18 protein-coding genes are annotated in these 22572 nt (G+C 44.5%); 8 read left to right on the forward strand and 10 right to left on the reverse strand.

The window, feature by feature from the left end:
• Window positions 1-104: 104 nt before the first annotated feature.
• Window positions 105-1133, reverse strand: a complete 1029-nt coding sequence (locus KIH87_RS16410; RefSeq protein ID WP_232358935.1) for a LacI family DNA-binding transcriptional regulator — start codon at window positions 1131-1133, stop codon at window positions 105-107.
• 301 nt (window positions 1134-1434) lie between these two features.
• Between KIH87_RS16410 and KIH87_RS16415 the strand changes: the two genes are divergently transcribed.
• Together KIH87_RS16415 and KIH87_RS16420 are read left to right on the forward strand one after the other, a co-directional pair.
• Complete coding sequence (locus KIH87_RS16415) at window positions 1435-3120, forward strand: chloride channel protein (RefSeq protein WP_232358936.1); 1686 nt, start codon at window positions 1435-1437, stop codon at window positions 3118-3120.
• A 27-nt stretch (window positions 3121-3147) separates the two neighbouring features.
• Entirely contained in the window at window positions 3148-3579 is a 432-nt protein-coding gene (locus KIH87_RS16420; RefSeq protein ID WP_232358937.1) for a CopD family protein, read from the forward strand.
• A gap of 2 nt (window positions 3580-3581) precedes the next feature.
• On the opposite strand, the gene KIH87_RS16425 is transcribed toward KIH87_RS16420, so the two are convergent.
• From KIH87_RS16425 to KIH87_RS16440, 4 genes are all read right to left on the reverse strand, one after another.
• Window positions 3582-5084, reverse strand: coding sequence for a methyl-accepting chemotaxis protein (locus KIH87_RS16425; RefSeq protein WP_232358938.1), 1503 nt, complete (start codon window positions 5082-5084; stop codon window positions 3582-3584).
• A gap of 258 nt (window positions 5085-5342) precedes the next feature.
• A complete protein-coding gene (locus KIH87_RS16430; RefSeq protein WP_232358939.1) occupies window positions 5343-5504 on the reverse strand; it encodes a hypothetical protein in 162 nt (53 codons plus the stop codon).
• 545 nt (window positions 5505-6049) lie between these two features.
• Window positions 6050-9214 (reverse strand): efflux RND transporter permease subunit, encoded by a 3165-nt coding sequence (locus KIH87_RS16435; protein WP_232358940.1) that lies wholly within the window; start codon window positions 9212-9214, stop codon window positions 6050-6052.
• Between the two features lie 6 nt (window positions 9215-9220).
• Window positions 9221-10414, reverse strand: a complete 1194-nt coding sequence (locus KIH87_RS16440; RefSeq protein ID WP_232358941.1) for an efflux RND transporter periplasmic adaptor subunit — start codon at window positions 10412-10414, stop codon at window positions 9221-9223.
• A 131-nt stretch (window positions 10415-10545) separates the two neighbouring features.
• Between KIH87_RS16440 and KIH87_RS16445 the strand changes: the two genes are divergently transcribed.
• The 5 genes from KIH87_RS16445 (at window position 10546) to KIH87_RS16465 (ending at window position 15511) form a co-directional block, all read left to right on the forward strand.
• Window positions 10546-11190, forward strand: coding sequence for a TetR/AcrR family transcriptional regulator (locus KIH87_RS16445; RefSeq protein ID WP_232358942.1), 645 nt, complete (start codon window positions 10546-10548; stop codon window positions 11188-11190).
• Between the two features lie 131 nt (window positions 11191-11321).
• Window positions 11322-11756 carry a hypothetical protein gene (locus tag KIH87_RS16450; protein ID WP_232358943.1) on the forward strand — a complete coding sequence of 145 codons (435 nt, stop codon included), beginning with the start codon at window positions 11322-11324 and terminating at the stop codon, window positions 11754-11756.
• A gap of 114 nt (window positions 11757-11870) precedes the next feature.
• Entirely contained in the window at window positions 11871-12881 is a 1011-nt protein-coding gene (locus tag KIH87_RS16455) for an aspartate carbamoyltransferase (RefSeq protein WP_232358944.1), read from the forward strand.
• Window positions 12882-12956: 75 nt separating this feature from the next.
• Window positions 12957-14243, forward strand: a complete 1287-nt coding sequence (gene hemL, locus KIH87_RS16460; protein WP_232358945.1) for a glutamate-1-semialdehyde 2,1-aminomutase — start codon at window positions 12957-12959, stop codon at window positions 14241-14243.
• Window positions 14244-14383: 140 nt separating this feature from the next.
• The gene (locus KIH87_RS16465; RefSeq protein ID WP_232358946.1) at window positions 14384-15511 is read left to right on the forward strand and encodes an adenylate/guanylate cyclase domain-containing protein; all 1128 of its coding nucleotides are present in this window, start codon (window positions 14384-14386) and stop codon (window positions 15509-15511) included.
• A gap of 33 nt (window positions 15512-15544) precedes the next feature.
• Here the strand turns inward: KIH87_RS16465 and KIH87_RS16470 are convergent, their stop codons facing one another.
• A complete protein-coding gene (locus KIH87_RS16470) occupies window positions 15545-15949 on the reverse strand; it encodes a DUF1801 domain-containing protein (protein ID WP_232358947.1) in 405 nt (134 codons plus the stop codon).
• A 15-nt stretch (window positions 15950-15964) separates the two neighbouring features.
• On the reverse strand, window positions 15965-18232 hold the full coding sequence (gene mrcB / locus KIH87_RS16475; RefSeq protein ID WP_408635820.1) for a penicillin-binding protein 1B: 2268 nt from the start codon (window positions 18230-18232) through the stop codon (window positions 15965-15967).
• Between the two features lie 312 nt (window positions 18233-18544).
• Here mrcB and thpR point away from each other — a divergent pair, with 312 nt between their 5' ends.
• Window positions 18545-19090, forward strand: a complete 546-nt coding sequence (gene thpR / locus KIH87_RS16480; protein ID WP_232358949.1) for an RNA 2',3'-cyclic phosphodiesterase — start codon at window positions 18545-18547, stop codon at window positions 19088-19090.
• 5 nt (window positions 19091-19095) lie between these two features.
• On the opposite strand, the gene KIH87_RS16485 is transcribed toward thpR, so the two are convergent.
• The 3 genes from KIH87_RS16485 to KIH87_RS16495 all read right to left on the reverse strand — a co-directional run bounded on the left by KIH87_RS16485 (window position 19096) and on the right by KIH87_RS16495 (window position 22564).
• On the reverse strand, window positions 19096-20133 hold the full coding sequence (locus tag KIH87_RS16485) for a GGDEF domain-containing protein (RefSeq protein WP_232358950.1): 1038 nt from the start codon (window positions 20131-20133) through the stop codon (window positions 19096-19098).
• Between the two features lie 188 nt (window positions 20134-20321).
• A complete protein-coding gene (locus tag KIH87_RS16490) occupies window positions 20322-21896 on the reverse strand; it encodes a methyl-accepting chemotaxis protein (RefSeq protein WP_232358951.1) in 1575 nt (524 codons plus the stop codon).
• A 17-nt stretch (window positions 21897-21913) separates the two neighbouring features.
• Window positions 21914-22564, reverse strand: a complete 651-nt coding sequence (locus tag KIH87_RS16495; protein ID WP_232358952.1) for a DUF6436 domain-containing protein — start codon at window positions 22562-22564, stop codon at window positions 21914-21916.
• Between the last annotated feature and the right edge of the window lie 8 nt (window positions 22565-22572).

Genomic DNA, 22572 nt, shown 5'->3' on the forward strand with positions numbered 1-22572 from the left:
AATGGCACATAGCTGCGGGTCACTCATAAAAAATGGTGAGTAGACCCGCTGCGAAAGCAATATGATTGCCGCTGTGGACTTCTTGAATCAATTCAGAAATGTTATTAACAACTTCCACCTTCCTGAATGGTATAAGGCGTCACTTGTCCTTCCTGCGTGTCATTAACAAAAAACTCTGCGATTAAGCGCCCTTTTTCTTCGCTATGTTGACACACAGTAGTTAAACTCGGGCTGCAGTTGCGTGATTCTTCAATGCCGTCAAAGCCAACAATGCGGAGATCTTCTGGCACTCGTAATCCGAGACGATTAGCTTCATTCAGTGCAGCCAACGCAATGCGATCACTCATGCATAGCAGAACATTAGGTTGAGGATTCGACGATAGTGCTTCTCGAGCAGCTATAACGGCCGTATTTTGCGTACTCTCGGGAATATTCCAGATACGGTCATGCGCAATTTCAACGCCGGATTCCGTTGCCGCCTGCAAATAGCCTTTTAAGCGATGACTGGCAACGGTGTAATCCAAAACATCATCGAGATTGTAAACGCGGCAAGTCTGCTCAATGTCCAACAAACGTAATCCCAGAATAGCAATGCGATCATTAGCAGAATTAATAGCTCGTTTGGCAATTTCATAAGCTGCCTGCTGATTGTCGATCATCACCGAAGCGCAGCCTTCAATAGCGAAATCCATTGTGACCACTTTCTTGTCGGTGGCATTAAGTTCTTTGATTATCTGAGGGTTGGTAGGTGCGCCAATACAGATAAATCCATCAACGAAATCCACAACAGAATTGATAGAGTCTGAGCTACCAGCAAACAGCAGTAAATGAATACCGTGCTTTTCTGTAATACTGGAGACCCCGGTAATAACCGTACTGGCAACAGGATCGGTGATCATGTATTCAAGGTTATCGGATAACACCAAAGCGACAATGTTAGACTTGCCTTTACGTAGGGATTGCGCAGCTTTGTTCGGGCCAAAATAGCCTAACTCAGCGCAGGCAGCCAAAATTTCATTGCGGCGCTTTTTAGACAATTGATCTGGGCGATTAAAGGCATTCGACACCGTAGCACTTGAGACATTAAGCTTCTGAGCAATGCTTTTTAATGTCCAGTTTTTCTTGGTTTCCATAAGTCTCCATTCAGGCTCTATCGAAACAACACCGACCCGATTAGCTTTACTAACAATTATGCGAAAGCAAGGTCCTTAAAACCTACCATGCCTGCACTCTCGCTCGAAGATAACTAATTGAAATTAAAGCGTTGAATTATAGCAAAGCCAATATATTGAGGAAATCCATAAAGACAATTTGTCACATATCCTCCAGCTATCTGATTTAACCTGAATAAACTGGTCTAAAGACTTATCAACAATTAGACATCGCCCCCCAACTATCGGTAAAGTAATAAAAAAATAAAACAATGCTACTTCGATGCTGACAACAGCTTTACAAGAAGAACTCGCCAAACCCAGAACCACGGTACAACTTTGTATTTTAGGCATCATCGCGGGAATTTGTTCAGCATCCCTCATCATCCTGTTTCGCCTGGGCTATGAATCAATACAGCTGCAATACCTGAGCGGTGTAGGTGACTTTGCCTCTCTGGATCCCGTATATCGCTTTTTACTGCCCATAGCAGGGGCTCTGTTTATTATTATTTTCGCCTTTATTACCGGCTTTAAACATTATCGAATGGGTATTCCATTTGTGATCCATAGAGTCAAACAACACTATGGCACCATCCCCATCCGAACCACGTTAAACCAGTTTTTTGGCGGCATGATCGCTCTCGCAAGTGGTTTTTCCGTAGGACGAGAAGGCCCTTCTGTTCATTTGGGGGCTGCGGGTAGCAGTTTTCTTGGAACCTGGTTAAGACTGCCCTATAACGCCGTTCGAATTCTGGCAGGGTGTGGCATTGCGGCTGGTATATCAGCGTCCTTTAACACGCCCTTTGCCGCAGTCATATTTGTTATGGAGGTCGTGCTTCGGGAATACCGCATTCACATGTTTATTCCCGTCATGCTGGCTGCCGCTTGTGGCTCAATTCTGACGCAAGTGGTATTTGGTCATAGCCATGAACTGGACTTTTTAACCGTCATTCATATGGACGGTTGGTTGCTCGCTTACCTGATACCCTTCGGCATGTTCTTTGGCGCAAGCGCAACCTTCTTTAATGAACAACTCATGCGCATCATTAAATGGTTTCGCCCTATGAGCATGATCAATCGACTGTTACTGGCAGGGGTTATCACGGGGGCTGTTGGATTGCTGGCTCCGGATGCGATGGGCACAGGCTTAAGTGCGGTTAATTTGGTCGTACAATCGCCAGATGATTTAAACCTTCTGTTATTGGTATTAATCGCCAAGGTCTTTTTAACCATGGTCGCCATTGGGCTGGGTATTCCGGGTGGTATTATCGGGCCAGTGGTTGGTATTGGGGTGTTAGCTGGCGTCATCATGTTACTGCCATTACAGTTGGTAGCTCATGGACAACAAGATCTGACGGCCAGTTTTGCCCTTTTAGGCATGGCGGCGTTTATGACTTCGGTGCTTCACGCTCCACTGGCAGCACTTTCATTTGTGATGGAGTTATCTCATGATCCAAGTGTGATCATGCCTGCCATGCTGGTTATTGTGTCGTCGTTTGTCACAGCCAACCAATTATTTGGTAACCGTTCTATTTTTATCCGCCAATTGGATTATCAGAAACTGTCCTACACCACATCGTCTATTCGGGACACCCTGCAAAAAGTCGGGGTGATGGCCCTTATAGACAAAGAATATAAGCTGTTTAGCGATGACGTCTCCAACAGAGCCATTCTCGATTTTCTGGACACCGCGCCAACGCATCCTGTGGTAAAGAAATCACAGTATGAAATCGACGTGAGCTTTGAATTAGTACAATATGACATCAGTCTCAATCCTCATGATGATGCTCCGCTGGCTTTCTTCACCATGCAAGGTGTACCATCCGAAGCAACCCTTGCTGAGGTGTATGAATTACTGCAAAAAGCACGTGAAGGTGCGGTATACATTTATCGTAATCATAGCAGCAATATTATCGGTGTAATCACTTGGGACAGTGTACGTAACTACCTGTATAAGCAAGATTTTTAACAAGTCTTTAAATCAAGAGTAAAGCCAATGTCTATTCTGTGGCTTAAAGCCATTCATATCTTTTTTGTTATCGCCTGGTTTGCCGGTATTTTCTATTTACCGCGTTTATTTGTATATCACGCCGACGCAACAAACCTTGCCGTTAAAGAGCAGTTTAAAATCATGGAACGTCGCTTGTGGTGGTTCGTATTGCCCTTTGCCATTCTCACCGCGATTACCGGTGTGGCTATGATTTACCAATATGGTAGCGACTGGCTAAAAGCGTCGCCCTGGTTACATGTTAAGTTAACCCTGGTGGCAGGCGTTTACGGGTATTACTTCTATTTATACAAGCTGATGAAACAGTTCGCAGCAGATGAAAACACCCGCTCAGCACGTTTTTATCGCATACTGAACGAGTCTCCGGTATTGCTCTTGTTAGCCATTGTCATTTTGGCTGTGGTAAAGCCTTTAATATAGGTTTAGGCGCTCAATTTTCTGGAATCAATTCCGACGCGCACGGCTCCCCAGTGTTTACCGTCAATAAAAATAGGGATCGATAAATCGTTGATCACTTCGCCTGTATCACGAATATAGGACTGAAACAAAAATGGCTCAGTATTTTTAGCCAACTTGATACCAACCGGATCTGAGAAAATCCGTTTATGGCGGCATGAAGCAATATCAATATCAGGATTACCCGATGGTTTTTTGGAGAACTTGGAATTGTGAGCCGGTGCATAGCCTTTGTTATCAACGGCCAAGGCGTAAACACAGCCATCAAGCTCTTTCACGGTAGAATCGTAAATTTCCGTTAATGCTCGCTCAACGTAGTTGTCGTAAGACGTGGTAAAGCGCTCAGGATTGCTATTGGGAATATACTGATACTTCTGATCAAACACATTCAATCCTTGCTTCTTGTATGCTTCCATCAATATATCTCTGGTACGATCCCTTAGCCGTTTAGTGGCATCAGAAAGATCATCAAACACCGTTTTACCCGTTCTAAAATGAGCTAACTCACCTTGCAACACTTCTGTTCTTGCTCTTAATTCAGTGGAAAAATCAGATGCCTGGGCCATAGACCTCTTCACATCTTTACTCATTGAAGAAATCGAATCGATTTTGTGTTGCATGTTCTGGTTCGTATCGCTCACATGCACGATAGCCGACGCAATTTGTTCGACTCGAACATTAAGATCTCTGAAATCCTGCACGAAGTGAGTAAAGTTGTCTGCCGTAGAAGATAAGGAACTTGCCGTTTGATTAGTATCTGCAACGATCACTTTGTTTTGTGAACGCGTTTTATCAACCAAAGAGATCATTTCCGATGTATGACCCGCAATCTCACCAGTAGCAGAACTGACTCGTTCAGCCAGATTACGCACCTCATCGGCAACAACTGCAAAGCCTCGCCCCGCTTCACCAGCACGAGCAGCCTCAATCGCAGCATTAAGCGCCAGCAAATTGGTTTGTTGGGATATATCGGTAATCAACTGACCAATTTTTTCGATAGACTGAGCACGATTGTAGAGTTGCTCCACCTGTTCAGCAAATGACACCATTTGCTTCGACATGCTCTCCATTTTTTCCCTGACTAACGAGATTTCCTTCAACGACTTCTCTGCGGTATCCAAATTAGTGGTAGAAACCTGAGCGATTTGCCTGGCATTGTCTGAAACAGACGCGGATTCATTTGCAACAGAATCACCATCACGCTTCAACTCTTCAGACAATGCCAGCTGAGAATCAGCCATTGAGCCTGTGGTATTAACCAAATTCTGCATTTGTGCCATAACAGTAGCAATTCGAAAACTACCACTGCGCGCAGTGATGACTAACTCCCGAACCATATTCAAATAATCATATACAGGTTTGGAAACCGGATTATCAGATTCAACACGATCGGATAAAGTCACCTCATATGCGGTAAGTTTTTTTAAGAAATCAGGAAGATTGTCTTTATTTCTTGAAAAAATACTCATAGCTAAAACTACTATTAAGTCACAACATGTTAACAATATTTTAACTATAGGGAATTTATAAAAAAATGCACAGAATATTTCTTCAAGCAGGACTAAAGTTGCAGGCTAAAAATAGCTTCTTATTATCTACACAAGATTTTTAACAGCGGTTAAAAATAAAAACGAATAAAAAGCCATGAAAAATTTTTTAAAAGGTTCCTCAATAACAGGAACCTTTAATACTTAGAAAAAAATTAGCATCAAATTACGAATGCCAAATTACTCCAGTTCGCAAGGAGTTTCACTCTTTGGGTGGTTGCAAGAGTAAGTAGGAGAAGGGCTAGAAGTTAGCTTTGAGACAAAGTCCGCGATCTCACCAGCTTGAGCCGAACCAAAAGAAAAGAAAGCCATTGATAACGCCATTACAATTAATTTTTTCATAATAATATCCTTAACAAAAATTTAATTAAGCAATTCCACTTGAACTGCCAATTAATAATTTCACCAATTTAGAAACCATTCAATTAACAATTTGAAAGAAATATTAACTGGATGTCATAAAGTTTTTATATTTCTAATGAAATAAAATCCGAAACACAATAAAAACGTTTTAGACAGAAGAATGAAAATAAAAAATGAACACTCAATGAAAACAAAAAACCTTATAAATAAGGCCATGCAGCACAATCACACAATAAGTTATTTACAAAAATGAATAAATACAATTAACTATCCAATTCCATAAACATGTAAAAAAATGTAATTAATAGCAAACGTAAAGTATGCACCGCATTTAAAATAATTGCGGTGAAAAAGTTAAATGCCAAAGAATTTGCAACCATTATAGATACAGGACAATACAATTTTTGAGTAAATATCAAGCAATCATATCTTCAGTATTTAATGATCTTTTGAGGTATAAAAAAGCCCGACCGGGATATAAAATGGTCGAGCTTTATGTATGTGCAGAAAATAAACTAGCCAAATTAAGCTTGCAGCGGTACCTTTGATTTCCACTCTGCACGTTTCGCTTTACGCTTCACAATCATAGCCACCACAACAGGCGTAAATACCAAACTCAAAATCACTGAGAAGCCAACGCCCCCCGCCAAAACAACGGCTAATGGGGGCCAGAACGAGCCTTCACTAAACAGCAATAAAGGAATGAAACCGCCAACCGTGGTCACGGTAGTAGAGAGAATATGACGGCTACAATTCATGGTTTCTGTGACAATTTCGTCAATGTCACCCGCCTTTGCGAGGTGATTACCATTAATAGCAGCGATCACCACGATAGAGCCATTGATCGCAACACCGATCAGGCCAACACTGCCAAGAATGGGGTTAAAGCCAACAGGCAAGCCGGATATCCACAAACTTAGCATCCCCAAGCCAACAGAGAGCACTGCAACAGCGCCAATCACTGCCGCTAAACGCACGCTATTGAAAGACAAGATCAAAGTGGCAATCATCATCACCATCAATACTGGAGCATAAGTAGCCAGTTGCCCCATGGCTTCTTTCTGTTTGTCGGCATCACCTTTCATTTTCAGGTAGTAGCCATCAGGCAATTCAAAATCTGGCCCAGCAAGAATTTCCATCAAATAGTTACCGGCATCAACCGCCGATACGCCAGGCATCAGGAAGGCTTCAATCTTATTAACACGCACGCCGTTAATGCGAGAGATGCCACTCACGGTCGGACGTAGTTCAAACTCGCCCAGCGCAGACAATGGCACCCAGGTTTGATTGGCACCCAAGTGAGAATTAATCAACGGCAATGTCGATAAGGCGTCAATACTATTACGCTCAGTATCCGCAATGCGAATTCGTACTGGCACTTCCTCTGTACCTTCCAAAATAGAGCCGCCCACTTGCCCTTCAACCGCAGATTGCAATTGCTGAGCAATATCAGTCAGCGTTAAATCCGACAACTGTGTACTGTCGCTGGTGGTCGCCATCACCAATTCAGGCTCGCCAATCGTGACAGAAGCCGTTGAGTGAGTTAATCCCGGAACCTGGGACATCGCCAAGCGAACCTTGTTGCCTAACTGGTTCAACACGGTTAAATCTGTACCGTAAATATCAATGCCGATAGGCGCATAAATAGGCGGCCCTTGTCCAAAAGCACGCACCACGATTTGAGCATTGGTAAACGATTCATCCAGCTCTTTTTGCAGTGAGCCAATCAGATTCTTGGCTGAAAGAATGGAATCGGTTGTTACTACGGCTTGCGCATAATGAGGAGTATTGTCGCGCGTCATAATCTGGTTGTAGTAGAAGGAGGGTATTGAAGCGCCTACCAACCAGGCACGTTCGGTTACACCATCCTGAGCGATAAGATGCTTGTCAATCTCTTCAACCACAGAGCGAGTTTGATGAATAGACGCCCCATTCGGCAACCAGACATAAATTTCAAATTGATCTCTGTCTGCGCTAGGGAAAAACACGTTTCCTAACTGCCCTGCCAACACGAAACCAATAATAGGAATAGCAACACTCACGCTCAGAGCGAGCAAAGGTTTGCGAATAGAGCGATTCAAAAAGGCTCGAAACCAGTTCGATGCCGCAGGCATTTGAATGCCTTGCTGATACCAGCGCACATTTTTCATTTCAGACTGCGGAGCACGTTTCAGATAACGCGCTGCCAGGGCGGCAATAATAGTGAGTGAAATAAACAATGAACCGATAAGCGCCATGACCACGCTGATAGCAATCGGCCCAACGAAATCACCAATATTTCCCGGCAACAGGAATATTGGCATAAAGCCAAGCACCGTGGTCAAGGTTGAAGCCAATAAGGGAACAAACAAGTGACGAATGCTTTTCACCAATGCCTGCAAGCGGGTCAAATTGGTATGTACCAGATTAGCGCGGATTTCATCGGTAATAACAATGGCGTTATCAATGAGCAAACCTATGGCAATGATGATCCCGAAAATCGACATCTGGTGGATCTGCTGCCCATAAAAACTCAAGGAGAAAATGGTAAAGGCCGCAGATAAAGGCAATGCCAACCCCACAATCCACGCGGCTCTGTTGCCCATAAACAGCATCACCACCGCCATCACCACCAAGCTGCCCATCAGAAGATTTTCAGTCAAATCATTCAGACGCGCTTCGGTATATTTGTTTTGATCAAACACGATGTTGGTTTTAAGCGTACCTTGATATTGCTGAGCAAAAGCATCCACTTCCGCCAAAGCATTCGCCATCCAGCGATCAACCCGCACATTGGTTTGCATCCGGGCAGCTATGATCACAGCCTCTTTGCCTTGATACATGGCAATTTCATCAGGTGGGTTTTTCCAACTACGTTTAACGTCAGCAATATCGCCGAGTCGCAAGTAGTTCCCCTGAGACGAGGTTAACAGTGGAATATTACGAATGGTATCGAGGCTATCCAGCTCTTCTGCCACTTGAATACGCATATTTTGCTGTTCATTGCGTACCACACCTGCGGGTGTTTTAGGGTCATTGGCAGCAACCAATCGGCTGGCTTGTGCGACACTGAGGCCGGCACTGCTGAGCTGCTGCGCACTAATCGTCACACTCACTTCTTCTTGAACATCGCCATAATTACGCACGATTTCGGTGCCATGCACATTACGAATACGATCGGATAATTCATCAGACATTCGCGACAAAATCATGGGATCCAGATTCTGATGCTCGTCGGCTTGCAAGGCTACCATCAAGGTAAAGGCCGATGCGGCTCGCTTATCATCCAGTTGCGGTTCGCCTACACCACTTGGAAAATGCTGGCTGGCATCACGTAAGCGATCTCTAATCTTTGAGAACACGCCTTCGTTGGTTGTCTTATCTACCCATGGCTGCAATTCCACAATAATGACGGAAATCCCCGCTCGGGTTGTAGAGCGAAGCTCCTTGATCTCAAAAAGCTGGCGTAGTTCGTCTTCAATAACGTCTGTGACCAAGGCTTCCACTCGCTCAGCCGAAGCTCCGGGATAAGGAGTAATAACCAGAACGTTACGGGTGTCGATACGGGGATCTTCCAAACGTGGCAAGTTAGCCACTGCCGACATCCCTGCGACCAGCAGAATAATAATGCTTAATACCAGTAAGTGCCCACTACGGAAGAATCGCGTGTACCAAGGTGGATTGGTGGCAATATCATCTAACTCATGCATGTTGAATTACCGCTTTGCCAGTTGTTGTGCTGTCGACGGTTGTGTCGATATTAAAGAGGCTGCCACGATTTGTCCGGGAACCAGGCGATGAGAGCCTTCAACCACGACTAAATCGCCATGTTGCAAAGCCCCCGACACATAAGCATGAGTGGAATTGTTATAGAGCACCGTCACAGATTTAGGAATAATCTTCTGGTCAACACCTTTGTCTTGCACGGTATAAACCGTCCAAAGTCCTCTAACACCACTGGTTAAAGCGCTTTTAGGCACCCACATACCACTTTCTTTAACGGTTTGAGGAATAGATAAAGTCAGTAAATCGCCCGGCAAAACAGAATGCCCATCACTTAGAGCGAAGATGATATCAATGGTGCGTGTATTCACATTTCTGGCACGTGCAATAGACTTAACGCTGGCTTCAATCTGTTTGTTATCGAACTGAGCCAATAAAGGATACACATCGCCCACTTTCATGTTAAAGGCTTGGTCTGTTCCTAATGCAATGCGGACTTCAGTCACGCTATCTTGCTGCACCACAAATACGGGTTGGCCTTGAGCTACAACCGAACCCGGATCAACAGGACGCGACAAAACAGTGCCGGAAAAAGGCGCGACAATTTTGGACTTGGCCAGCTCAACGAGCAGCCTTTCTTTGGACGCGACGACTTGCTGCACCAAAGCTTTGGCTGCAACTTCACGCTCACGGGCTTCATCCAAACGCTGTGGCGATTCCAATTTATCTTGTACCAGTTTGGCAATTCGGCTTGCAGAGATCTCGGCTAAACGGGCATCCGCCTGAGCTCTGGCAACCGTGGCTTCGACTTCCAGCATTTGCGCATCAAGGCGTTGAGTGTCTAATTCAGCCAGCAAGGCGCCCTGCTCAACAAACACCCCCTCATCAACGTAAGCAACAGCGACTGTACCTGCACGTTCAAAGCCAACGTTTGCTTGTTTGGAAGGTTCCGCTCTACCCACCGCGCGCATTTGTCTTTCATAGGAATGCAGCAGCTCAACCGGGAAAACTTCAACTTTATGTACTTTAACTTGCTCGCTATCAGCAATAGCCTGCCCAGAGCCTGCGGCATTAAGCAAGAAAATCAAAAGCAGGAAAGGTACAATCAAAAAAACGAACAGTGTCGGAGATAGCGACTTACTGTGCGAGACTGTGTTGTTCGGCATGTAAACCTCGATAAACTTCATGGTATGAACAAAAGCGGGTTGAACTTGGCTGAAAAAATACTAGACTGTCTAGTTTGATAAATCAATAAAAATACTAGACCGTTTAGTTTGATAAATAATCTGAACATTTTAAAAAGGTAGTAAATAGACTTATGAACCAAGAGCGCAAGCCCGGGGCAGGACGCCCAAAAAGCGAAGAGAAGAAACATCAAATCCTGTGTGCCGCAACAGATTCATTCCTTGAATGTGGCTTCGCCGGGACTTCAATGGATCAGGTTGCGAATCTTGCTGGCGTGTCGAAACAAACTGTCTATTCCCACTTCGAAAACAAAGACACGCTGTATATCGAAGTCATTAAAGCCAAATGTGCTGAATATCAGTTAGACGAAGAACATATTGAAATGGCAACAGAAGAGCCGGAACAAGTGCTCAGAAAATTGGGCATGCAGTTCATTCAGTTGTTGTTAGACCCCAATGTTATCCGCATGTACAAAATGGTTATTGGTGAAGTCAACACAACCACCAATGTTGCAGAGCTATTCTACAATGCAGGTTCACAACGTGGGTTACACTTGGTTGCCCAATACTTGTTAAAACAGCCTAATTACCCGGTTTCGGAAAAAACCGCCTTTGAACTTTCCACCTTATACTTCAATTCACTGAAAGGTGAATATCACATGAAAAGTATGCTCAACATTCCCTTTAATGCGCAAAAATCGGAACTGGAAGAGCATGTACAGCGCACGGTGAAGTGGGTCATGCTTTGCCTGAGGCACGAATCAGAACAACAAGCCTAAGTTGTACTTAACATTTGAATCGCCAAAAGGTTTGAAAAAACATAACGAATAACAAAGCGTTGTGGCTGGATTATTCCCCATGCATTCGCTAAGATTTCAGGCAGTATAAGAATCTGTTTGGTCGTAAATTTATGAAGCAGTTAACAATTATAATAAGTCTTCTGGTAAGCATCTTAAGTGGATGCTCACTTACAGACCATTCCAGTTCATCCAATTCATCGTTTTCAACAGCATCTTCAACAAACCATAGCTCAAGTTCCAGTACAACCATCTCAGGGTTGTATCAAAATGCTAAAGAGGATGCTCAAATCGCCATTTCTGTAAAAGATTTTCGCTTGTTAACCTTCAAGGACACTGAAGGCTCGCTGCCTGGTGTGACGGATTATTTCAAAATCAGCAAACTACTGACTCGTTGCGGCTCGCGCTTTTTGCCCGGCAGCGGTGTATTAAGTGAATCGGGATTTCAAAACCCACAACAGAAAGCCATGTACCAGTACGCTCATCATTACAATGAAATTATATTGAAAGCTTGTAAGGCGCACTTTAGTCAAACTGGGCCAATGTAAATAATCAATATAGACGAATAGCTCCTCTGATTGAATCAGATCAAAATATCAGGGATCAGCGCAAACTGATTCTGTTACAATAACAAGCATAAATACATACCGGAATGAGAAGTTATGAACTCGCTTGTAGGCCAGCATGTTCTTTCTGTCGATCAGTTCGATCGCGACACCATTAAAGAAATATTCACCGTTGCGGATCAAATGCGCCCTTATGCCAAAAGAGAAAAGCGCACATCGGTATTAAACGGGGCTATTTTGGGCAACCTGTTTTTTGAGCCCAGCACCAGAACCCGAGTCAGCTTCGGCACTGCATTTAATCTATTGGGCGGCTTTGTACGTGAAACTACCGGCATTGGTTCCTCGGCTCTGGCAAAAGGGGAATCGCTATTTGATACCGCGAGGGTATTGAGTGGTTACTCAGATATCGTAGCCATGCGCCATCCCGATTCCGGCTCAGTCGCTGAATTTGCAGTTGGCAGCCGGGTTCCCGTTATCAATGGCGGTGACGGAGCCAACGAACATCCAACGCAAGCCTTGTTGGATCTCTACACCATAGAAAAAGAACTGGCCTATCATGGCGGTTCACTGGATGGTATGCATATCGCCATGATCGGCGACTTAAAATACGGGCGTACCGTGCATTCCCTCTCCAAGCTATTGACTCTGTTTAAAAACATCCGCTTTACCTTAATTTCTCCAACAGAATTAGGCATGCCAACCAAGGTGCTGGATGTCATTGAAAATGCAGGTCACAAGTTTCATATTACTGATTCAATGGAAGGCCAGTTTGATGCCGACATTTGCTATCAAACCCGCATTCAGGAAGAGCGCTTTCCATCCAAGGAAGAAGCCAACAAATATCGTGGCAAATTCCGCTTAAACCAGGATATTTATACTCGTCATTTCCAATCCAAAACGGTCATTATGCACCCTCTTCCTCGTGACTCCCGTGCCGATGCCAATGAATTGGACAACGACTTAAACATGAACCCTAACCTGGCCATTTTCCGTCAAACCGACAATGGCGTATTAGTAAGAATGGCCTTATTTGCCATGACCCTTGGGGTTGAGCATCTGGTTGCCAAATACGAACACAATGTTCCCTGGTACAAACCAACAGAATAATAATTCGGGTATTTAACAGACAAACAGTTGTATTACGTCTATTAGCCAAGCCTGAAATAGCAAGAGCGATAACGAATGAATAAATCTGAAGCACTATTACAACGCGCCCAGCAACATATTCCCGGTGGCGTGAATTCTCCGGTTCGAGCCTTCAAAGCGGTAGGTGGTACGCCTCCATTTATCCAAAAAGCCGATGGCGCTTATCTGTTCGATGAAGACGGCAATCAATACATTGATTACGTACAATCCTGGGGGCCAATGGTATTAGGCCATAACGCGCCTCAAATCCGCGAAGCGGTGATGTCTGCCGTATCCTCAGGTTTAAGTTTTGGCGCACCAACGTCATTGGAAGTGGAAATGGCCGAGCTGGTCAGTTCGCTGGTTCCTTCCATGGAAATGGTACGCATGGTGAACTCAGGTACAGAAGCCACCATGAGTGCAATCCGACTGGCAAGAGCCCACACTGGACGCAACAAGATCATCAAATTTGAAGGTTGTTACCACGGTCATGCCGACAGCTTATTGGTAAAGGCGGGCTCTGGCGCTTTAACCTTGGGTGTTCCCAGCTCTCCGGGCGTACCGGAAGATGTGGCTAAACACACATTAACGCTGGAATACAACAACCTTGAACAAGTCCGCGACACCATGCAACAACAAGGTGATGACATCGCTTGTATCATTGTGGAACCTGTAGCCGGAAACATGAACTGTATTCCTCCTGTAGCCGGATTTTTAGAAGGACTTCGTGAAGTCTGTTCAGCACATGGCAGCGTACTGATTTTTGATGAAGTTATGACAGGCTTCCGCGTTGCTTTAGGTGGCGCTCAAGCTTATTACAACATCAAGCCCGATCTGACTTGCTTGGGTAAAGTTATCGGCGGCGGTATGCCAGTAGGTGCTTTTGGTGGTAGCAAAGAAATCATGCAGAAACTGGCGCCAAGTGGCCCGGTTTATCAAGCTGGTACATTATCAGGTAATCCTATCGCCATGACAGCAGGTTTAGCTGCATTAAAAGCCATTCAGGAACCCGGATTCTATGACACCCTTACCGCTCGCACCGAAAAGCTAGCCAAAGGCATTCAAGCCGCAGCAGACAAGCATGGCATCCCGTTAACCACCAACTATGTTGGTAGTATGTTTGGTATTTTCTTCACGGATTTGGACAAGGTCACCAATTACCAACAAGCTATTAACTGTAATACCGCACAGTTTAATGACTTCTTCCATCGCATGTTGACCAAGGGTGTGTATCTGGCTCCTGCGTCCTATGAAGCGGGCTTTATGTCGATTAGCCATAGCGACGAGATCATTGACAGAACCATCGCCATCGCTGACGAAGTATTTGGTGAGCTGACTCAATAGTCCGCTATTATTCGGATTGACTAAATTGGCGAATACTTGACCCATTGGTTGAGAATTGCATAGACTAGGGGCTCTTAAGCTTTAGGTTTAAGAGCCCCTTCTTGATAATTCAGGTAGACGATCCAGGTAGATTATAAACTGTGAATTCAGACATTTGGTTCCAGCCTCTAACCGTGATTTTGCTCATTGCCCTGCTCATTTGCTTCGGGGTAATTGGATGGCTGTATCACAGACTAAGACAGTCGAATCCACATAAATACCAACGCCCTATTGTTAAGCTTAATCTGCCTGATCCTAATGATGTACTGAACTTTCGCCAGTACGAAGATCACATCACAACCAATCATGAGATAAATGAAAAAGATCTCGACGATGACCCGGTTCTGGCCAACGCAACCTTTCATAAATTTGTCCCCAAGCAGTTTGTGCACCACTTCACCAAAGAAGGAAAACAGCAGTTAGAACTGGGGCAGGCTGACGAGGATGAAGTAGCGATTTTATTTTGTGATATTCGCGGCTTCACCACACTATCTGAAAGCATGAGTCCGCAAGAGCTGATGAATTTTCTGAACTCTTACTTTTTGCGCATGAGCGAGCCCATTCATCGTCATAATGGATTTATCGACAAGTTTATTGGCGATGCCATCATGTCGCTGTTCGATCATCCCGGCGGCTCAGCAACAGAAAAGGCGAAAGACGCTTTGCACGCCGCCATTGATTTGCGCAAAACCATTAACATCTACAACCAACACCGTAGCAACAGCGGTTATCCGCCAGTGAACATTGGCATTGGCATTCATTTTGGCCCCGCGATTCTCGGTACTATCGGCTCTCATGTGCGCATGGACACGACTGTCATTGGCGATAGCGTTAACATTGCTTACCGCCTGGAAACGCTCACCCCAATCTATAATTGCGACATCATCGTCAGTTCCCAATTGTTAGAAACGTCAGGTGCTAAGGATATCTATGAGCATAGATTACTGGATTGGGTGCGAGTGAAAGGCAAGCGTAATCCGGTCGAGATTTATGAAATTCTGGCGCATTTACCAGAAGAAGACAAAGCAAGAAAGCTTTCAACGGCACCACTCATTGAAGAAGGATTAAAAGCGCGTAAAGTGCAACATTGGGATTTAGCGTTGAAATATTTTCGTGAAGCTCAGGTTATGGATATGAATGACAAGGTCATTCGTCATCATCTGGCACAATGCCATAAAATGCGCAGTGAACCGGTTCCCGCAGATTGGGATGGTTCCTTGATGATGTAAGCACTTGCTTACATTGTTTCTCTTATTCCTCAGTTACGCCCCTAACAAAGGCAGATGCTTGATTTTGTGGTACGTCATTGCCAATTTCAGACAATGCTTTAAAGGCAGTTCAAGAACTGTGTCGTTGATACCCAGAACTAAAGCCCGGTTGCCCTGAAATTGAAACTGTTCTCCGTAAATTTCCCTGAAAGTCTCCACCAGACTTGATTGGCAATTAAAGTACAAGGCATATTGATCTGGAGATTTCGCCTTCCAATCAAATCGAACGGCACTACCGCCTTTAACTTGATAACTGGGCTCACCCCACTTCAACGATTCTTCAACCTCATCAGCACCAATTTCCTGAGCAACACTGAAAATCAACTGTCGTAAATACTCCAACTTGGGACGAACATCATCGGGATAAGAGTCGAACTTTGCCGCAACATCAAAATTCATCGAGATCGGTTCCCCCTAATCACCAAAGAGTCGCTCCCAGAAGCTTTTCTCTTCTTGAGGAACTGGTTCTGGTGGTGTGATATCACAACTTCCCGGTTGTGGTAACGCATTCAACACTGCCGGTAAAGACAAACTGCCCTTACAACCTCTTGGCACCACTGAACCAGTATCGGGATTGAAATGAGCAATACCTAATTCAGATGGAAAACGTTGTGCCAGTGACCTCGGTTGCTGCAAGCTTTGGAATTGAGTGTAAAGCGCCAAGGCTCCGCTAGCTCCGGTTAAATGCGTGGTTTCATTATCATCTTTACCAATCCAGATAGTCGCCAGAAAGTCGTGATCAAATCCGCTAAACCAGCTATCTCGATAATCATCCGTGGTTCCCGTCTTACCGGCTAAATTCACTCCCGGGAAAGCATTTTTAAGGGATTTAGCGGTTCCGGTTTGAGTCACCTTATGCAAGGCATAATTCACCAAATAGGCGGCTTCTGGTTCAACCGCAATATACTCAGGCGCATTAAACGACCACAATAACCGACCTTCATTACTACTAATTGCGGTGATCGCATGCAGTGGGATAAAACGCCCCTCATTAGCAATGGTCTGGTACATCTGATTCACTTGTAATGGCGACAAGTCCACAGCACCCAAGGTCATAGCAGGATAAGTAGGAATATTCTCCTGCACACCCAAACGAGTCATTGTTGAGGCAATATTATCGGTTCCCAACGCCATACCAAGATGCACAGTTGGCACATTCAAAGAGCCAGACAAGGCGTCCAGCAATGTGACTTTTCCCCTGAACGTTTTATCAGCATTTTGCGGTTGCCAGTATTTACCGTAACTGCTTTTCAGCTTAACGGGTTCATCCTTCAGCATGGTAGCCAGATGATAATCAAAAGGTTGTTCCAGAGCGGTCAGGTAGATAGCAGGTTTAACAAGAGAACCAATGGGACGGCGAGCATCCAAAGCACGATTAAACCCTTTATAGTCAACATCTCGACTGCCCACCAATGCCCGAAGCTCTCCAGTATCAAAATCCGTCACGACCATCGCCATTTCCAGATCTTGTAACTTACGTTGCTTTTCAACTGCGGGCAGAGCCGATTGTGCCGTTTTCTCGGCATTACGTTGCGTATGCGGATCCAAAGCAGTAAACACTCGAATACCAGATTGACGAGCATCAGGATCAGGCAAAACCTGCCTTAGTTCCCGCTTGACCTTATCCATGTAAGCAGGGTGAACTTGTCGTGCCAGTTGTGATTTGGAGACAACACCTAAAGGACGCTGCACATAATGTTCATATTCTTCCGAACTAATGTGCTCATTCTCATACAACAATCTCAGGATCAGATCTCGACGCTGGGTGACTCGGGCGGGATAACGCCTTGGGTTATAACGGGACGGCCCTTTGATAATGGCAACCAGCGTGCTAAGTTCCGCTAGCCCCAATTCCTGAATGGGACGATCGAAATAATATAAACTCGCCAAGCCGAATCCATGCACGGCTTGCTGCCCGTTTTGCCCCAGAAATACTTCATTTAAATAAGCTTCCAATATATCGTCCTTGCTATATTGCCAGTCCAGCAAGACAGACATATAGGCTTCCTTAAGCTTACGCCATAAGGATTTTTCCCGGCTAAGATACAGATTCTTGACTAACTGCTGGGTTAGCGTACTGCCACCTTGTACGGTGCGCCCTGCTGTTAAATTAGCAACCAGCGCACGAGCAATGGACAGCGGAGCAATTCCATAATGGTGATAAAAGTCTTTATCTTCGGTGAGCAATAACGCCTGAATCAATCCGGCAGGAGTATCTTGCAGGTTAATCAGCATGCGATCTTCACGGCTACCGCTAATAAAGCGCGTCGCTAACCAGGGCTCTAATTTCGCCTGAGTAAGCACTTCGCCAGATTCCATATCCATAATTCCAGCAACTTTTTCGTTTCGGATATGAATATCAAGAAATTGCCTTGCTTCAGAGTGATCGGAAAAATCAAAGGCTCGGCGAGCAATATTAAAGCGCCCGTTCCAGTAGCTGTATTCACCCGCACCAGTGGGTTTAGTCACTTTTCGGTAACCCAGCAATTCGAGCTCTTGCTGAACCTCTTTCACAGACATCGCTTCGCCGCGTTGAAACACTAATGGACGAGCATAGATTTGCGCAGGAACCTGCCACTTGTTACCCGAAAAACTCTGTTGAATTTGCACATTCAGGTAGAAGCCATAAGCCACAATAACCAGCAATAGCATTAGAGCCACTTTCCAAAGCTCTTTTTTCATCCATTGTTTAAAGCCGGCTTTAACACCACGAGCAGGCTTTACCGGGGAAGAATGATCAGCTTTTCCTTTAGGGGCAGTTTTCGCTTTAGATTGTGTTGTGGTTTGCTTTTTTGTCACCAGAATCCTGAATCCATATCCAAAATAACCTCCGTATTCTAACTCGCACCGAATCTATTGTCTTTTTCAGTTTAGGAGACATGAAACCCTGTCCATGGAATGTTCACTTTTCCAGCGATTGAGACTTCTTACGTTCCTATCCTCTGCGATACGTACTAAGCTAGCCTTATATCCACAAGAAAGTTGTAGTGACATATGAGAACCTTCTTCGCTCTCGATTTAGCCCCCAAACTCAAGCTGGATATTGCTCAGTGGTGTAATAAAGCCCTGCCCAATATGGATGGAAAGGTGGCAACCGCCAATTACCACATTACTCTGTGCTTCAACGGCAAAACCTCTGAGAATCAACTGCAAGAAATGCAAAGTGCAACTGATACACTGTTAATGAATCAGTTTGATTTGAAACTGGATGATTTCGGCTACTTCACCAAACCCAAAATCTGCTTTATTGGATGCCGGGAAATTCCTTCTCAACTACATCAATTGAATCAAAAACTGGAGCAAATTGCTCAGCAAGCGGGGTTCCGTCTCGAAAAGCGTCCTTACGTTCCTCATGTAACACTATTTCGGCGCCTACTCATGCCACCGCCAATGCCTTTGTTATCACCGAACTTTGCCATGCGAGCAGAATCATTCAGCTTATATGAGTCAATGTCGCAACGAAACGGCGTGGTCTACCGTCCCATTTTTACCTGGGAATTAGAGAGAGACTATCGCCCCAAGGCGATGCAAGGGGGTTGATTGGCTTAAAACATCTGCACATCGCTTTCAATTTTTCCGGGGGCAGAGAGTTTTTCTTCCGCGACGAGCTCTTCGTAGCAATACACTGCATTTCTACCATTCTCTTTGGCGTAATACAGGGCTTTATCGGCATGATCCAACAATACGGATTCAAAGATATTTGGAGATACTGCGGTCATACCGCCACTTACAGTCATACGTCCCACCAGAGGAAAATCGGTTTGGGAGATAGACTCTCTAAATTCTTCAACTCGATTCAAAGCATGTTCTTTGGTCGTTGGTTCCAGAATCAACACAAATTCTTCACCACCAAAACGAAAGACCAAATCCGATGCACGAAAGAAGGATTTTAATTTCTGTGCGAATGTCAGTAACACTTCGTCACCACATAAGTGACCAAATGAATCATTAACAGCTTTGAAATTATCCAAATCAAATATAACCAACCAGGGCATGTCACCATCAAGGTGATGTCGTCGAGAGATAGTGCGTTGCAACTCTTCTTGAATTCGAGATTGCATTTTGAGTAGAAACTTCAATCGACTTTCAAACGAGTGGCGACTATACAAGCCCGTTAACTTATCCCTCTCACTAGCAGTAATTAGTTCAATATAATTGCCATATATTCGGCAGAAAGCGTTAAGGAGGTTTTCCGCTTCCGAACTAAGCTTTTCGGTTTGAATAAATAAACAAGTACGCTCATCAAGAGAACCGACTGGCATCCAGATTAATGTATCACCATTATCGTTAGTGCCGCTCATACTGCTTCCATACTGGAGACACGACATCATCAAAGGATCGCATTCATGTACCAGCTCGCAAGTGCTCCAGCGGTAATTTGGCTTTTCATCGACGATTTCCAGTCCAACCTTAAGCATGACATGGCGCTTGTGTCCCGCATTAAAGGCCAGATAAATCCCTATTCTTTTTATGGGAACATACTCAGCAAGTGTGCTTAACAAGCTAAGATCCAGTGAATCTATATCACTGTTGTTCGTCAATTCTATGACTGATTCCAATATTTTGGAGTGCATCGTGCTCATCTCGAAAACCATTCACTATTAGTAAAATATAAACGATAAAAAGAATATCTCTATTAAACTTAGAATTTCGCTCTATTTTTATCAAAATGCACCCAAAACACACCTAATAAAAATCAGAAAACAAAAAGGCAAGCCCATGAAGCTTGCCTTTAAAATTATTTGTATCCTATTGTAACGGAAAAAGAGATTTACACCACAAAATGAGAGACGGCTTCGTCCAGCTTTCCAGCTGTCTTGGAAATATTCTTACTGGCGTAATAGGTTTGTTCAGTATAATTAACCGCGTTGTCTGCTAATTTATTAACAGCCCCCAGCTCAACAGACACCTGAGCAGACACTGTCACCTGTTCCTCTGTCGCGCCCATAATATCGCCATTCATGTGAGTAATCGTATTGATTGCGTCGATGATTTTCCCCAACGCCTCCTTGCTCGAAGTGGCTTGCTGCACGCACTGGTGAGCCCGATCCTGGTTTCGTGTCATGGCTGTTACGGCTTTTTTACTTTCCGTTTGTAATACGTCAATCATGCTACGAATCTGATCCGTACTCTGTTGAGTTTTGGTCGCAAGCGCCCTAACCTCATCGGCAACCACCGCAAAGCCCCGCCCGGATTCCCCAGCACGAGCCGCTTCAATAGCAGCATTCAGTGCTAGCAAGTTAGTTTGTTCGGCAATACCAATAATAACGTCCAGTACAGAGCCAATTTTCTTGCTCTCTGAAGCCAGTAGGTTAATTTCGCGCGACGTTTCCTCAACTTCATTGGATAACTGGTTAATCGTATCAACACTGTTATTCAATACCCGCTCGCATTCTTTGGCGCTTTTATCAGCGTGTTTAGACGCTTCCATTGCGCTGCTCGCGGCAGTTGAAGAGGTTTCAGATACCGCTTGCAAACGTCCACTCAATGACTCAATGGTATCCAACAGCTTCGCAATATCATTCTTCTGCTTCTGAATATCATCCAAAGAAGTACCACTATTTTCCGTTAGCTTACTAACCGTATCATTGAGATTATCTACCCCGGCTTTCGCTTCTGACACCGCTGAATGAATGGCATCCATAAAATAGCTGTAGTCTTTAGCAAAGTTACTTCTGGCATTTTTAGGGCGATAGCTGATGTTAATTCTGTCATCAACAACGGTTAAATTACCGGCTATTTCGTGCAATTCTGCATTTTGAACATCGCTGGCTTCGCCCTGATAAGCCATCCAACCTAATAATGAACTTTCAAAGACAACGTAACCGGCGTGAATTAATACGCGCTTGAAGCCAGTTTCAGGGAAGATGTACACACCAAAACCCACACCTTGCAGGTAGTTGAATAGCAAGTGGTGAGTTGCAATAACCACGGTTGCAGTCAAAATGACTTTCCAATCCCGATAGAACAGCAACAGAGCTAGCAAAGCAAACACGGCAAAGTGCGCTTCGATGACCCCGTGGGATTGATGGATCTGCAATGCAGCAAAAAACATAAGAGCTACGCCGACTGAATGACGCGCAATAGCACTCCCCGGTAGCTTGTAGATAATAAAGCCAGGAACAACAACAGACCCAAGACCGATGACAAAAAACTCGGCCCAGGTATCATGCATTCCCGACATCATAAAGGAAATAACGCCCAGTGCGACCAGCACTTTGAACATGACTTTGTCGGCTTTGGCATAATTGTCACGCATATAGTTATTCATCATTTCACCTGAATAACTCTTGCCGACATCACTAGAACGATTAGATAAGAGTTTTACATTTACAGCCTGGTTCATATCAGCTCCCCAACGGATTAGGTTGCCCTGGATTTCCAGGGACAATAGCAACCATACCCAGAGGTAAAAGGGTAATACTTCGATTTCCCATCAAAAATACTATCCAGCACCCCTTCAACAATCCCATTCTCATTTGGCAAACAAACGCCACCTTCAGAATAAGGGCCAAAGTAATTCATCTTCCCAGAGGCCTGCACTACAGCAACGGCGGGTGTCGCTGGTGGCTCTATTTCCAAAGCCAATTTCTCATATGCGACAAATTCAACCCGTTCGTAAGGTAACACATTCAACCATTGTTCCAAATATGCTTCATAGTGCTCGTGCGAACTTACCACGAAAAAAACTGTATTTTCTGAATAATTTGTAATCAAAGATCGAACATGCTCACTATTGGCCTGATCGCAGGTACAATCAGGGTTCCAAAAGTGAAAAACATAGGCTTTACTGGAATCAAGACCTGAGTATGAAGATAAATACGTATTAAGGGCTTGTGAAAACTCTCCACCTTCGAAAAAGACCTGCATTTGCTGCTCATTCTGATAAAACAAGCGCAAATCTTTTCCTTGGAAAAGAAACATTGCAACGCTGGTACCCAGCACCCAAAAAGTGAATAAAATCAATATGGATGCGGGTACTTTCGACTCCGAGTCAACTTGTGTTGCACTCATAATCACCA

The organism is Paraneptunicella aestuarii, from assembly GCF_019900845.1.
GTDB classification, from domain to species: domain Bacteria; phylum Pseudomonadota; class Gammaproteobacteria; order Enterobacterales; family Alteromonadaceae; genus Paraneptunicella; species Paraneptunicella aestuarii.

Bases quoted from the DNA above. Each gene is read 5' to 3' on its own strand.
- hemL (WP_232358945.1), top strand. From the start codon at position 12,957: ATGAATAAATCTGAAGCACTATTACAACGCGCCCAGCAACATATTCCC.
- KIH87_RS16420 (WP_232358937.1), top strand. From the start codon at position 3,148: ATGTCTATTCTGTGGCTTAAAGCCATTCATATCTTTTTTGTTATCGCC.
- KIH87_RS16485 (WP_232358950.1), bottom strand. From the start codon at position 20,133: ATGAGCACGATGCACTCCAAAATATTGGAATCAGTCATAGAATTGACG.
- KIH87_RS16490 (WP_232358951.1), bottom strand. From the start codon at position 21,896: ATGAACCAGGCTGTAAATGTAAAACTCTTATCTAATCGTTCTAGTGAT.
- KIH87_RS16470 (WP_232358947.1), bottom strand. From the start codon at position 15,949: ATGAATTTTGATGTTGCGGCAAAGTTCGACTCTTATCCCGATGATGTT.
- KIH87_RS16410 (WP_232358935.1), bottom strand. From the start codon at position 1,133: ATGGAAACCAAGAAAAACTGGACATTAAAAAGCATTGCTCAGAAGCTT.
- KIH87_RS16450 (WP_232358943.1), top strand. From the start codon at position 11,322: ATGAAGCAGTTAACAATTATAATAAGTCTTCTGGTAAGCATCTTAAGT.
- thpR (WP_232358949.1), top strand. From the start codon at position 18,545: ATGAGAACCTTCTTCGCTCTCGATTTAGCCCCCAAACTCAAGCTGGAT.
- KIH87_RS16415 (WP_232358936.1), top strand. From the start codon at position 1,435: ATGCTGACAACAGCTTTACAAGAAGAACTCGCCAAACCCAGAACCACG.
- KIH87_RS16430 (WP_232358939.1), bottom strand. From the start codon at position 5,504: ATGAAAAAATTAATTGTAATGGCGTTATCAATGGCTTTCTTTTCTTTT.
- KIH87_RS16425 (WP_232358938.1), bottom strand. From the start codon at position 5,084: ATGAGTATTTTTTCAAGAAATAAAGACAATCTTCCTGATTTCTTAAAA.
- KIH87_RS16435 (WP_232358940.1), bottom strand. From the start codon at position 9,214: ATGCATGAGTTAGATGATATTGCCACCAATCCACCTTGGTACACGCGA.
- mrcB (WP_408635820.1), bottom strand. From the start codon at position 18,232: ATGAAAAAAGAGCTTTGGAAAGTGGCTCTAATGCTATTGCTGGTTATT.
- KIH87_RS16440 (WP_232358941.1), bottom strand. From the start codon at position 10,414: ATGAAGTTTATCGAGGTTTACATGCCGAACAACACAGTCTCGCACAGT.
- KIH87_RS16455 (WP_232358944.1), top strand. From the start codon at position 11,871: ATGAACTCGCTTGTAGGCCAGCATGTTCTTTCTGTCGATCAGTTCGAT.
- KIH87_RS16495 (WP_232358952.1), bottom strand. From the start codon at position 22,564: ATGAGTGCAACACAAGTTGACTCGGAGTCGAAAGTACCCGCATCCATA.
- KIH87_RS16445 (WP_232358942.1), top strand. From the start codon at position 10,546: ATGAACCAAGAGCGCAAGCCCGGGGCAGGACGCCCAAAAAGCGAAGAG.